This window comes from Streptomyces sp. GC420, from assembly GCF_009916105.1.
Taxonomy (GTDB): Bacteria; Actinomycetota; Actinomycetes; order Streptomycetales; family Streptomycetaceae; genus Streptomyces.
Genome location: NZ_JAAAXQ010000049.1, coordinates 1 through 12514, shown reverse-complemented (window position 1 = coordinate 12514; position 12514 = coordinate 1). Strand labels below are relative to the sequence as shown.

Genomic DNA, 12514 nt, shown 5'->3' with positions numbered 1-12514 from the left:
AAAGGGGACGTTTCATGAGCACGGCTCGTCCGGCCACCGGTCGCGGCAATCCGACACCGACGCTTGTCGCGGTCTGTCTCGCCGTCCTGGTCCTGCCCGCCTCGCTGACCGGCACCTCCGTCGCCCTTCCGGACATCAGCTCCGATCTGCACGTGGGGCTCGCCCCGCTGCAGTGGGTGGTCAATGCCTACAACCTCGCCTTCGCCTGCTTCATGCTGGGCTGCGGCTCGCTCGCGGACATCGTGGGACGGCGGCGGATGTTCGCCGCCGGTACCGCCCTGTTCGCCGTGTCCACCCTGGTCAGCGGGGTGACGTCGAGCATTGTCGTGCTCGACGTGGCGCGAGCGATCGCCGGGCTCGGGGCCGCCGCGGTGATGACCTCGGGTGCCGCGATCCTGGCCACGACGTTCGAGGGCGCGGCCCAGGCGCGGGCCTTCGCGATCCTCGGCTCCTCGGCCGGTGCCGGTCTGGCACTCGGCCCGTCGAGCGCGGGTCTGCTCGTCAACACCTTCGGCTGGCGTTCGGTGTTCTTCTCGCACCTGATCGTCTCGGTGCTCGTGCTGGTCGCGGTGCCGCTGATGCCGGAGTCGAAGAACCCCGCCGCCACGAAGGTCGACTGGACCGGCACCACGACGTTCACGCTGTCCCTGTTCTGCCTGATGTACGCCATCGTCCAGGGCCCGCAGCAGGGCTGGACGAGCGGTGGGACGCTGCTGCTGTCTGCCGCTGCGGTCGTACTCATGGCCCTGTTCGTCGCCGCGGAACTGCGCCAGCGGCAGCCCATGATCGATCTCTCGCTCCTCAAGCAGGGCCGCTTCATGGCGGTTTCGCTGATCCCCGTCGCACTGTCCTTCAGCTTCGTGTGCCTGCTGGTGCTGCTGCCCACGTACTTCACCGGGGTCGCGGGGATGAGCACGAACGCCTCGGGCGCCACGATGCTGCTGCTCACCCTGCCGGTCCTGGCGGTTCCGCTCCTCGTCAGCAAGCTGGTCAAGAGCGGTGTCTCCAGCCGGCTCATCCTCGCGCTGAGCCTCGTGGTCGCCGCGGTGGGCGCGGGCTGGCTGACCCTGATCGACGCGGACGTGTCGGTGGTGGCGCTGGCCGGTCCGCTGATGCTGCTCGGCATCTCGATGGGCATGACGGCCGGTCTGGTGGACGGTGCCGCGATCACCTCCGTGGAGCCGGCGCAGGCGGGTGCCGCCGCCGGACTCTTCAACACGATGCGCCTGGCCGGTGAGGCGTTCGCCATCGCCGCGATGAGCGCCGTGCTGCTCAACTCGACGCGCTCGCACATCTCCGACGGCCTGTCCGGAGTCGAAGGCGCGAACGGCGTCGACGCGAGCGGCGTGGCCGACCGCGTGATCAGCGGCGACCTGGCCGGAGCGGCCGACACCGTCACCGGTTCCGCCCGTTCCGACTTCCTCAACCTGCTCACCGGCAGCTACACCGACGGCCTGCACCTGGTGCTGTGGGTGGTCGTCGCCATCTGCGCCGCGAGCGCCGTGCTGGTGAGCGTGATGCTGCGCGAGCGCGCCCAGCAGGCCGCGCCCGCCGAAGCCGTCGCCGAGGAGGCGACCGTATGACCACCACCGTGGGTGCGCTGCCGGTTCTCGTCGCGGGCGCGGGACCGGCCGGCCTCACCGCGGCGACCGAACTCACCCGGCGCGGTGTACCGGTCCGCTGCGTGGACAAGGCCGAGGAACCCAGCACCCTGTCGAAGGCGCTGGGCCTGTGGCCGCGCACCGTCGAGCTGATCCACCGGGTCGGAGGGCGCGACCTGCTCGCCACCCGTGCGCTGCCCCAGTCGCAGATGCGGTACTACTCCGACGGGAAGGTCATCGCCAACCTCCGCTACAACTCGGCGACTCAGCCGCTGATCTGCCCGCAGCCGGACATCGAGGAGGTCCTGCGGACCAACCTCGCCTCGGTCGGCGGCGCCGTGCGCTGGGGCACCGAGCTGCTCGGCTTTGAGCAGCTCGACGACCGGGTGCGGGCCCGCCTGCGTCACCCGGACGGCACCGAGCACGAGGAGGAGTTCGCGTACGTCATCGGGGCGGACGGGGCGAGCAGCACCGTCCGCGGCCACCTGGGCATCGGCTTCGAGGGATCCACGTACGAACTGCGGTTCGTCGTCGCGGACGTGATGGTCGACACCCACTTCGACCACCGCATGACGCACTACTTCTGCTCCCCACGAGGCATCCTGGTGGCCTGCGGCCTGCCGGACGGCCGCTGGCGCGTGTTCACCTCGGCGCCGACCGGGGTGACCCAGGAGGACATCGACCTGGCCATGGTGCAGAGCCTGGTCGACGAGCGCGGGCCTGGCGGCATCCGGCTTCGCGACCCCGACTGGATCAGCGTCTTCAACGTGCACGCGCGGCACGCCGACACGACACGGGCCGGCCGGGTCTTCCTGATCGGGGACGCCGCGCACATCCACAGCCCGGCCGGCGGGCAGGGCCTCAACACCGGTGTCAACGACGCCCACAACCTGTCGTGGAAGCTTGCCCTCGTCTGGCACGGGTACAGCGCCGAGCGGCTGCTCGACACCTATGTGAGCGAGCGCGGGGACGTGGCGCGCGCGGTGGTGCGCCAGGCCGACGTGCAGACGAAGCTGTGGCTGCTGCGCAAGGGCCACCAGGTTCTCCTGCGCGACAACCTGTTGCGTGTCGCGTCGGGCCTGCGTCTCTTCGACCTGGCGTACCTTCCGTGGCTCGCCGGTCTGCGGACGAAATACCGGACCGAACCCCCGGCCGGAAAGAAGACGGCCGGCTTCGTGCCCGGCGCGCTGGTGCCGCTGCCGCTGCGGAAAGAACTCGACGATCTCCGCCACACGTTGATCCTGACGGGGGCGCGGGACGAGTCGGCGCGGGAGCTGACACGGTGGTGCGCGGACCGGCTTGACGCGGTGCTCGACGTCCGCACCGAGGCGCGCCGCGGAAAGCCCGCGCTCGTGCTCGCCCGGCCGGACGGTCACGTGGACCGGATCGCCAAGGACGTCCCCACGATGCGGGCACGACTGACGGACCTGTTCCGCCCCATGCTCAGCGCCGGGCAGGACGAACAGCAGAAAGTGGAGGAACACACAGTATGAGTCTCATTCCGGAAAGTCACCGGGACCTGCTGGAGCGGCCGCTCTTCGGCCATCTGGCCACGATCCGGGCGGCGGACGGCGGGCCGCAGGTGAACCCGATGTGGTTCTCCTGGGACGGAGAGTACGTCCGCTTCACCAACACGACGGTCCGCTACAAGTACAAGAACATCACGGCCGACCCGCACGTCGCGGTGTCGGTCAACGACCCGGAGCAGCCGTACCGTTACCTGGAGATCCGCGGCGAGGTGGTGCGGATTGACGACGACTCGTCCGGCGAGTTCTTCGCGCAGCTTGCGCAGCGGTACGACATGAGGCTGGACGGCCCGCCTCCGGACGTCGCGCACCGCATCGTGTACGTGGTCAAGCCCACGGCGGTCAGCTGCCAGTGAACCGGTCGGCTTGAGGCCGACCTACGGTGACCTGCCGGGCCGCGAGGTCAGTTCCCGCTGACCTTCGCGGCCACGAGGTCCGAGACCAGGCCGGTGCGCGCGCCGAGCGCGGTGAGCCGGTCGAGCGCCTCGCGGTGCTGCGCCTCGTCCACGCTGGCGGTGGCGTCGGAGACGACGACCACTTCGTAGCCCAGCCGCAGCGCCGTCGCGGCGGTGGCCGCGACGCCGTGCGCGGTGGACAGACCGGCGACCACGACCTGGGTGACGCCTTCGCGGCGCAGGCGGTCGTGGAGGTCGGTGCCCTCGAAGGCGTCGAGGCCGTGCTTGGTCACCAGGGTTTCGCCGGTACGCGGTTCAAGACCGGGGACCAACTGGTTGGGGGCGGCGTCGATGCCGCCGTCGGCGCCGTCAGCTCGTACGTACCGGACGAGGACGACGGTCGAGGAGCCGGTGCTCGCGAAGTGCTCGCGCAGCTTTCCGCAGGCGTCGATCACGACGTCGCCGCCGGTCGGCTGCCACGGCATGTCGACGATCCACCGTTGCAGATCAACCAGGACAAGTGCCGTGCGTGCGCGGGTCATTCTGTTCCCCCAGGACGGATGATCAGCGGTCCACCGCACCCTACCAAGGGGAAAACAGAGCCCGATGGAGAGGACAATCGCGACGCAGGACGGTCTGCGACTGTGGACGGAGACGTTCGGCAGCCGCCGCGATCCGGCGGTGCTGCTGGTGATGGGCGGCACGGCGCCGGGCATCGTGTGGCCGGACGCGCTGTGCCGACTGATCGCCGCGGACGGGTACTTCGTGGTGCGTTATGACCACCGGGACACCGGCAGGTCGGGGAAGTCCGACGGCGAGTACGACCTGTCGACGCTGGCCGCGGACGCTGCTGACGTGATCGTCGGGCTCGGTCTGGGCTCGGCGCATGTGGTGGGCCAGTCTGTCGGCGGCATGGTGGCCCAGCTGCTCGCGCTCGACCGGCCTGAACTCGTCCGGTCGCTGGTGCTGTTGTCCAGTTCCCCGGATGCGAACGGCGATGTGCGGCTGCCGCCGCGCACCGGACTGCCCGGTCCGCGCCCGCCGATGCTGGAGCGGGTCGCACGGCTCACCACGTCCCCGCCGCGGGGGCCCGAGGAGTGTATGGCCGCGGCGGTCGACGGCTGGCGGGTGCTGGTGGGGCACGCCGTGCCGTTCGACCAGGCCTACTGGGTGGACCTGGTCCGGCGTGTGATGTCCCGCGGCCATGGGCCCGACACCTCCTGGCGTCACTCGGCGGCCCTGGACCGCACGCCCCCGCTGACCGGCCGGATCGCCGCCCTCGACGTGCCGACTCTCGTCGTGCACGGCGAGCAGGACCCGGTCCTTCCCCTGGAGCACGGCGAGGAATTGCACCGGGTGATCCGGCACGCGCGCCTGTGGCGGATCGCTGGCATGGGCCACATCTTCCCGCCGCACTGGTCGTCGACCATCAGGTCGCTGGTCGTCGACCACCTGCGTCGGACCTGACTGCCGGATCTCGCTCCAAGGCACGGCCGGCGGACACGAATCGCGTACGAAGGAGACTGTGATGAGTCATGCAACCGGCAGGGCCGCTCCCTGGCGCGCGCGGCCGAGAGCGCACGTGGGCGCGGCGTCGGGCAACTGCTCCAAGCCCGAGGCGCACGGCCACGCCGCGCTGCCGTACGTTCCCGAGCCCGGCGTCCCGTCGCCCCGCGAAACCCTCGCGTCCCCGACCGCCGACACCGGAAGTCCGGACGCGGCAAGCGATTTCCTCCAGGCGCTGCGCAGTCGGCGACCCTCTTACCGCCTTGATGAGGCGTCCTTCTCGGACCCGCTGACGGGGGCGATTTCCCGGTTCACGGGCACTGCGTGAGCGCACCTGTCCGGGCCAGGAATCCAGAACCATTGAGACGGTATTGAAACGGTCAGGAGCTCGTTTACAAGTCCGTCACTCTCCGCGACAACCGTCATGACAGGGAATTCCCCTGCCATCAAAGAGCAGTGGAACACCGCGTGAGGAAATTCCGCGCCGAACCACCTCCGGCACACACCCGGGCCCGGAAGGTCACCCTCGGCCAAGTATCCGGAACCGCTCCCGCCGCCCTCACCTCGGCGGGTACGGGCCGCGGAAAAACGGACCTGCCGTGTGACAAATTGAACAAGGCGGAACCCCCGGCCCGCCTCCGGTGTCGCTTATTGTGGGAACCGCACGGCTGAGGGGTCCCCTTGCACGCGTTCCGGCAATGGCGCGGTGCGTAGCATCGGGAGGCTGTGCACACGCCTACGGGGGATGGCAAGAACTGCATGGTGCGAACAGGATTCGTCCCATCGCCAAGCGCCGCCGCGCCTGGCATCGGGAACAGCTTCGGGATATTGGGAACGCTCTCCGCACGTGTCGCCGGCAAAGAATTGGTAATTGATTCCGGGAAGCTTCGGGTGCTGCTGGCCGCGCTGCTGCTGCAGGCCGGCTCGGTGGTCGACAACGACCGTCTCGCCGACTGGCTGTGGGACGAGCGCAAGCCGTCGAACCCGCGCGGGGCGCTGCACACGTACGTACGACGGCTGCGGATGCTGCTCGGCGACGCCGGCCTGGTGGAGACGGCGTCCGGCGGCTACCGGATCGACGTGGCCGACGGGGAGTTGGACCTGACGCGGTTCCGCTGCCTGGTCCGGCTGGCGCAGCAGGCGGAGACGCCGGAAGAGCGGACGCGGCTGCTGGCCGACGCGCTGAGCACCTGGCGGGGTGCGCCGCTCGCGGACATCCCGTCGGACTCGTTGCGCCGCGACGAGTCCCCGGCACTGGAGGACGAGCGGCTCGGCGCGCTGGAGGCGTACTTCGAGACCGAGCTCCACCTCGGCAGGCACGCGCAGTTGGTGAAGGAGCTGCGCGCGGCGGCCATGGACAACCCCTTGCGGGAGAACTTCTGGAGCCTGCTGATGCTGGCTCTGTACCGCTCGGGGCGGCAGGCGGAGGCGCTGGACGTCTACCAGCAGGCCCGCCGTGAACTGGTCGAGCAACTCGGCGTCGAGCCCGGCGAACGGCTGCGCGCTCTGCACGCCGGCATCCTCGAATCGGACCCCGCCCTCGCGGCCCCGCACGGGCCGCGCCTCGGTGCCGTCACGGTGCCCGCGCAACTCCCGCCCCTGGCCCTGGGTTTCGTGGGCAGGGACGATGTCGTCGGCCGGATCGAGACGATGCTGCCTCCGGCTCCGGACCGTACCGGCGTCCCCGTTGTGGTCCTGTCCGGGCCGCCCGGCGTGGGCAAGACGGCGCTCGCGGTATGGCTCGGCAGCCGGGTGCGGGGCACCTTCCCGGACGGGCAGCTGTACGTGAACCTGCGCGGCTACGAGCAGGGCGGGGCGCACGCGCCGCTCCCGCCGGACCAGGTGCTCTCGCAGTTCCTGCGCAGCCTCGGCGTACCCGCGGACCAGATCCCGGTCGACCCGGTCGAACAGGCCAACCTCTACCGGTCGAAGCTGACCGGGAAGAGCGTGCTGGTGGTGCTGGACAACGCGTCCAGCGCCGAGCAGGTGCTGCCGCTCATCCCCGGTGACGCGGGATGTTCCGTACTGATCACCAGCAGGCGGCAGTTACGCTCCCTCGCGGTCACGCACGGCGCCCAGGTGATCCGGGTCGGCACGCTCAGCGCGCAGGAGTCGGCCGAGCTGGTCACCGGCATGATGCGGCAGGCCGCGGTGGCGATCGAGCCGGATGTGGTACGTGAAGTGGCCGCCCTGTGCTCGTACCTGCCGCTCGCGCTCCGGATCGCCGCGGCCAACCTGATCGGCGCCCCGGGCGGGCAGACCGAGGACTACCTGGAGAGTCTGCGGCGCGGAAACCGCCTCGCCGCCCTCTCCGTCGACGGCGACACGACGTCCGCCGTCTCCACGGCCATCGCCCTGTCGTACGACGCGTTGACCCCGGACGACCGTGCGGTCTTCCGCCTGGCCGGGCTCTTCCCAGGCTCCGACTTCACACCCGCAGCCGTGTCGGTGCTCGCCGACATCAGCGAGGCGCAGGCGCGGACCGGCCTGAGCCGCCTGGAGACGGCGAGCCTGTTGCAGCAACCCGCTCCCGGTCGCTACCAGTTCCACGACCTGCTGCGCGAGTACGCGCAAGGCCGCGCGCTCGTCGAGCACTCCGCGCGGGAGCGGGCCGAGGCCCTGGAGCGGCTCGGTCAGTGGTATCTCACGGGCGCCTGTGCCGCGGCCGACGTCCTCTACTCGGAATTCGTGCGGCTCGCCCAACCGGAGCGACCGAAGGCGACCTTCGACGCGCCGCAGTTCCCGAACGAGAGCCACGCGATGGCCTGGCTGCTGGCCGAGCGGCGCAATCTGATGGCCTGTGTGCGCCACTTCGGCACGCACCACCTGTCCTGGCACCTGGCCGACGCGCTGCGCGGCTTCTTCTGGACGGGCAAGTACCGCACCGAGTGGCGTGAGACGACCAGCATCGGCCTGTCCGCTGCCGAGACCCTCCACGACGAGCGCGGCGTCGCGGCAATGCACCGCAGCCTCGCCAACCTCCACAACACGCTGGGCGACTACGAGCGGGCCATCGCGCACCAGGAGAAGAGCCTCGCGCTGCACGACCGGCTCGGCATGGCCGAGGAGGTCGCGGCCATGCTCAACAACATGAGCCTCGCCCACCTCAGCCTGGGCCGGGGCGCGCAGGCTGAGGAGGCCGCACGGCGGGCGCTCGACGTCGCGCACACCATCCAGTCCTCCCGGCTGGAGGCCAGTACCCAGGGCCTGTTGGGGTTCATCCACTGGACGCAGGGTGACATGGCGCGCGCCACCGAGTGCCTCACGGCGTCGCTGGCCACCGCGGGCGGCCTCGGCCTGCACCACATCAGCTCGTACAGCCTGCGCAACCTGGGCCTGGTTCGCCAGGCCGCCGGGGAACTGGCCGAGGCGCAGTCCTGTTTCACGCGGGCGCTGAAGGTGTCCGAGTCCATCGATTCCTCTTACGACAGAAGCATCTCGCTGTACGGGCTCGCCCTCGTCGACCTGGACATCGGCCGGCACGAGACCGCGCTCGACTCGGCGCAGCGGGCACTGAGTTCCTTCCAGGAGTGCGGCGACCGCACCTACGAGGTGGAGACGCTGTGCCTCCTCTCGGCCATCAGTGTGGGCCTCGACTCGCTGCCGCAGTCGGCCCGTTACGCGGCCACGGCGCTCGACGGCGCCCGGCAGATCGGCTACGTCGACGGCGAGGCGTACGCGCTGGCCCGCATGGCCGTCACAGACGGGTTGCTGGGCCGCGAGGACGCCGCCGGGCACGCCGAAGAGGCCCGCTCCCTCGCCGAGGGGAGCGTGAACCACATCGCCCGCAGCAAGGTCCTCCTGGAACTGGCCCCGCTCTACCTGAGTCTGGGCGACCCGCACCGCGCCAAGGAGTGCGCACAGCTGGCGCTCACCCTGTCGCAGCCGACCGCGCAGCGCCTGAACATCGCCAAGGCCAAGCACGTCCTGGGCGCCGTCGCCACGGTCGACGGCGATCACCCCCGGGCGCGGGCGTACTGGACCCAGGCTCTGGAAGCGTTCACCGAGATCGGCGTCGCCGAGGCCGACGACGTACGCGCACGGCTCGGCACCGCACCCGCCACACGACCACTGCACGGGAGGACGACATCGTGAACACTCTTGTCGCGGAGGCGGGTCGCGTATCCCTGAGGAGGGACCGGCTGCGGCCGGTGATGGTCGCCTCCATCGGCAATGCCATGGAGTGGTTCGACTGGGCCACGTTCGTGACGTTCGCCGCGCTGCTCGGCCCGCACTTCTACCCGGCGGGCGATGCGACCGCGAACGTCCTGCGGACCCTGTCGGTCTTCGCCGTCGGGTTCATGTTTCGACCGCTCGGCGGAGTGCTGATCGGTGCGTACTGCGACCGCCACGGCCGCACCACCGCACTGCGGCTGTCCCTGCTGATGATGGCGGGCGGCAGCCTCCTGATCGCGCTCGCCCCGCCCTACCGGACGGCCGGCGTACTGGCCCCGGCGCTGCTGGTGGTGGCCAGGGCGCTGCAGGGGCTGTCCGCGGGCGGCGAGGGCTCGGCGATGAGCACGTACGTGAACGAGATCGCGCCGGGCGGGCGCCGCGGCCTGTACTCCAGCGCCGTTTACATCAGCACCACCCTCGGCACGCTCGCGGCCACGCTGCTCGCGCTGCTCCTGCACAACACGCTCACCCCTGCCCAGCTGGGAAGCTGGGGCTGGCGTGTTCCCTTCGCGCTCGGCGCGCTGCTCGCCCTGTACGGCTGGTACCTGCGCGGCCGAATGCGCGAGACACCCGTCTTCGAAGCGGTGCGGGAGCGGCCGCGCAACCCGGCGCGGCAAGTGCTGCGCACTCACCCGCGCGCCACCGCCCGCGTGGCCGGCTTCACGCTGGGTGCGACCGTCGTTTACTACACCTTCGCCTCGTACCTGCCGCTGTACGCCCAACTCCAGTACGGGATACCGGCGAACGCCGCGCTGAAGGCCGCCGTCGTCGCGCAGGTGGTGTTCATGGCCGCGCTGCCGCTGTTCGGCATGGCCGCCGACCGGTACGGTCGCCGTCCGCTGCTGCTGGTGTTCGGCTGTGGGTTCGCCTGCCTGTCCCCGCTGCTCTTCGGCCTCCTGTCAGGTTCGGCCGTGCGGCTGGGCGCGGTGATGACGGCGGCGCTGCTGCTGTTCGGCTGCTACGCGGCGGCCGCGCCGTCGGCGATGCTGGAGATGTTCCCGACGTCGCTGCGGTCGAGCGGTATCGGGCTGCCGTATGCGCTGACGGTGGCCCTGTTCGGCGGCACGGCGCCCTACCTGATCGAGTACCTCTCTGCGCACGGCCACGCCGCCTGGTACCCGTGGTACGTGGTGGTGCTCTGTCTGATCAGCACGGTGTCGTTCTTCCGGTACCGGGAGACCAAGGACGTGGACCTGGCGGCCGTCGGAGAGGGTTAGCCACGCCGCCCGCGCTGCGGGGCATCTGTGACCAAAGGCCCGGCCCAAGGTCCCCTCACTGTCTTGTCCGTCTGCCCGAGGCACGTACCCTCCCTCACGAGTGCAGCCGCTTCACGTCTCGGTCGACTGCCAGGGCGGCCATGGCACGACCACGGCCAATGTGCGGGTGGCCACTGACGGTGCTCCCTGACCCGCCCAGCTGCACCCCCGCAGTGACGTGGCTGCGCCGGAACCGGGTGCTGCTGCCTGGGCCAACGGCCCGATTGCCTTGTAGCGGCCGTCGCGGCCGGAGCCGGTGATGGCCTGAGCCCCGATCCGGGGCGGGGCCGGCCCGTGAGCACGGACCGGCCTGGGCGTTGGGTTCCGGGACAGAGCAGACGGCGGCCTGCGGGCCCCCGCGGAAGGCCCCGGCAATCCGAGAGAGGGAGGCAGGTTGTGAGACTGCTGGCGAGCGCGACCTTGGACGTGCACACCAGGGACGGGGTTGGCAGGGGACTCGTCTCCTGGTTCGAGGCCGCCCTCGACGGCCCGCTGAGGGAACTGGTAGGGGAGGACCGGCAGGGCATCGGCTTCTCGCACGTGAGCACCCAGGCCGGCGAGAGCGCGCCGCGCCGGGACTTCTCGCCTGTTTCGGCGGGGTGGCCCGCGATGCGGGAGGAACTGCTGCCCCGCGCCCGAGACCGCGGCCGTGACGTTCCAGCGGGAGCGCTTGTGGAAGCCGGTGGCCCTCATCCGCAGCTCCGGCATCGCCGTGCGCCCCCCGAACGTGGAGGCGCATCTGCTGTTTGACGAGGAGGACGCGCGGGCGGACGACCTCGCGTACTGCGCGCGCGGGCGGTCGCCTTCCTGACTGCCGCGCTCGACGGGGTGGGGCCCGCCTTTGCCGGGCTGGGCGGGGACGACGAGCCGTGCATCGAGGACACCGGACTCGACTGTGTGCTCAATCGCAAGGTCAAGCGCTCGGTCGCCGAGGCGCGGACCTTCCTGCGCGGATACTCCTGGACCACCGTCTGCCCCGCAGAACGCAGCATCGAGACGTCGTCGCTGGTGCCCGTCAGCGGCAGGCTGGAGGACTTTGCCGTGACGCTGCCCGGCTTCATCGGCGCCGATCCGGACGTGCAGGTGTTCCAGAACGAACTGAAGCTGGAGGCGAGCGCCCGAACTGCAGCGGCATGTCGACGCCCTCCATGAAGCCTACCGCGACGCTGTCCGCGAGGCGCTGGACTGTTTCGGTGTGTCCCTGGAGCTGGTGGAGATCGTCTTCGCGGCCCTGGAGGGGCTGGTCTTCCACCAGGTCACCTCGGGCGACGCGCGGCGCACGGAGGAAGGTGTAGAAGCCTTGCGCTGGCTCCTCGCGGCGCACCGCGCGCAGAAGCCGTCCGTGCCGTCCGGCAGTATATTGAAGTGATCGGGAGCGCAGACGACTGGTGCCAGCCATGACAGGTCTCATCAGCCCGCACGACGCGGGACCGGAACCACCGGAGCCGGGGCGGTCGAATCCGGCCGGGGCGTCGGTCCCGGCATGCTGACGGCGGGGCGGGCGACCGCTGTACTGGACGAGCGGATGCGGTTCATCGGGTGGAGCTCCGAGGCCGAGGCGCTGTTCGGACACCGGCCGGACGAGGTGCTGGGCCGGTCCGCCGACGCGGTCCTGACGGACACCGCGACGGGCGCCGGACTCGCCCCCACCACCGGCAGCTCCGGCACGTACGGCATTCGGTCGGTGCGACATCGCGACGGCCGCCTGGTGCCCGTGGCCCTGACCCTGGATCCGTTTGCCCATGGCACGGGCGGGGCGGCCTGGCTGGTGGTGGCGATGAGCGTGGAGCTGCTGCGGCAGCGCGCCATCGACCGGGCCGTGCTCGCCGGGCTCTACCGCCAGTCGCCGGTGCAGCTGGTCATCTACGACACCGACGCCCGGGTACGGTGGATCAATACGGCCATCGAAAAACAGTTCGGTGTGACGCTGCAGGAGGTTGTGGGGCGCTTCGTGCGCGACATCCTGCCGGAGGGCGTGCTGCTCACCGAAGACGGCCGCGTGGTCAAGGACATCGAGCGGCCCATCCTCCAGGTTCTGCGCACCGGTGAGCCGG

Annotated in this window: 12 protein-coding genes; 11 read left to right on the top strand and 1 reads right to left on the bottom strand. The window is 70.7% G+C overall.

All coding sequences use genetic code 11. The annotated features are described in order from the left end of the window. The first annotated feature begins 14 nt into the window (after positions 1–14). From GUY61_RS09155 to GUY61_RS09145, 3 genes are read left to right on the top strand one after another with little or no spacing between them, the layout of a single operon-like run. Positions 15–1583, top strand: coding sequence for an MFS transporter (locus GUY61_RS09155; RefSeq protein ID WP_166629578.1), 1569 nt, complete (start codon positions 15–17; stop codon positions 1581–1583). Next, entirely contained in the window at positions 1580–3094 is a 1515-nt protein-coding gene (locus tag GUY61_RS09150; protein ID WP_166629577.1) for an FAD-dependent monooxygenase, read from the top strand. Before GUY61_RS09155 ends, GUY61_RS09150 begins: the two co-directional genes overlap by 4 nt. Next, positions 3091–3483, top strand: a complete 393-nt coding sequence (locus GUY61_RS09145) for a PPOX class F420-dependent oxidoreductase (protein WP_166629576.1) — start codon at positions 3091–3093, stop codon at positions 3481–3483. The genes GUY61_RS09150 and GUY61_RS09145 overlap by 4 nt, the downstream gene beginning before the upstream one ends. A 47-nt stretch (positions 3484–3530) precedes the next feature. On the opposite strand, the gene GUY61_RS09140 is transcribed toward GUY61_RS09145, so the two are convergent. Then, a complete protein-coding gene (locus GUY61_RS09140; protein WP_166629575.1) occupies positions 3531–4064 on the bottom strand; it encodes a cysteine hydrolase family protein in 534 nt (177 codons plus the stop codon). 64 nt (positions 4065–4128) lie between these two features. Here GUY61_RS09140 and GUY61_RS09135 point away from each other — a divergent pair, with 64 nt between their 5' ends. The 8 genes from GUY61_RS09135 to GUY61_RS09100 form a co-directional block, all read left to right on the top strand. Next, positions 4129–4989: an alpha/beta fold hydrolase gene (locus GUY61_RS09135; protein WP_166629574.1), complete on the top strand. Its 861-nt coding sequence runs from the start codon at positions 4129–4131 to the stop codon at positions 4987–4989. Positions 4990–5050: 61 nt separating this feature from the next. Then, positions 5051–5356 carry a hypothetical protein gene (locus GUY61_RS09130; RefSeq protein WP_166629573.1) on the top strand — a complete coding sequence of 102 codons (306 nt, stop codon included), beginning with the start codon at positions 5051–5053 and terminating at the stop codon, positions 5354–5356. A 500-nt stretch (positions 5357–5856) separates the two neighbouring features. Further along, positions 5857–9123: a BTAD domain-containing putative transcriptional regulator gene (locus GUY61_RS09125; RefSeq protein ID WP_166629572.1), complete on the top strand. Its 3267-nt coding sequence runs from the start codon at positions 5857–5859 to the stop codon at positions 9121–9123. Next, positions 9120–10421, top strand: a complete 1302-nt coding sequence (locus tag GUY61_RS09120; protein WP_166629571.1) for an MFS transporter — start codon at positions 9120–9122, stop codon at positions 10419–10421. Before GUY61_RS09125 ends, GUY61_RS09120 begins: the two co-directional genes overlap by 4 nt. Before the next feature lie 688 nt (positions 10422–11109). Then, positions 11110–11271 (top strand): hypothetical protein, encoded by a 162-nt coding sequence (locus tag GUY61_RS09115; protein ID WP_166629570.1) that lies wholly within the window; start codon positions 11110–11112, stop codon positions 11269–11271. Between the two features lie 17 nt (positions 11272–11288). Further along, on the top strand, positions 11289–11612 hold the full coding sequence (locus tag GUY61_RS09110; RefSeq protein ID WP_166629569.1) for a hypothetical protein: 324 nt from the start codon (positions 11289–11291) through the stop codon (positions 11610–11612). Next, the gene (locus GUY61_RS09105) at positions 11584–11829 is read left to right on the top strand and encodes a hypothetical protein (protein WP_398954815.1); all 246 of its coding nucleotides are present in this window, start codon (positions 11584–11586) and stop codon (positions 11827–11829) included. Before GUY61_RS09110 ends, GUY61_RS09105 begins: the two co-directional genes overlap by 29 nt. 114 nt (positions 11830–11943) lie before the next feature. Next, positions 11944–12514: PAS domain-containing protein (locus tag GUY61_RS09100; protein ID WP_166629567.1), on the top strand; the 571-nt coding region annotated here is incomplete at its 3' end.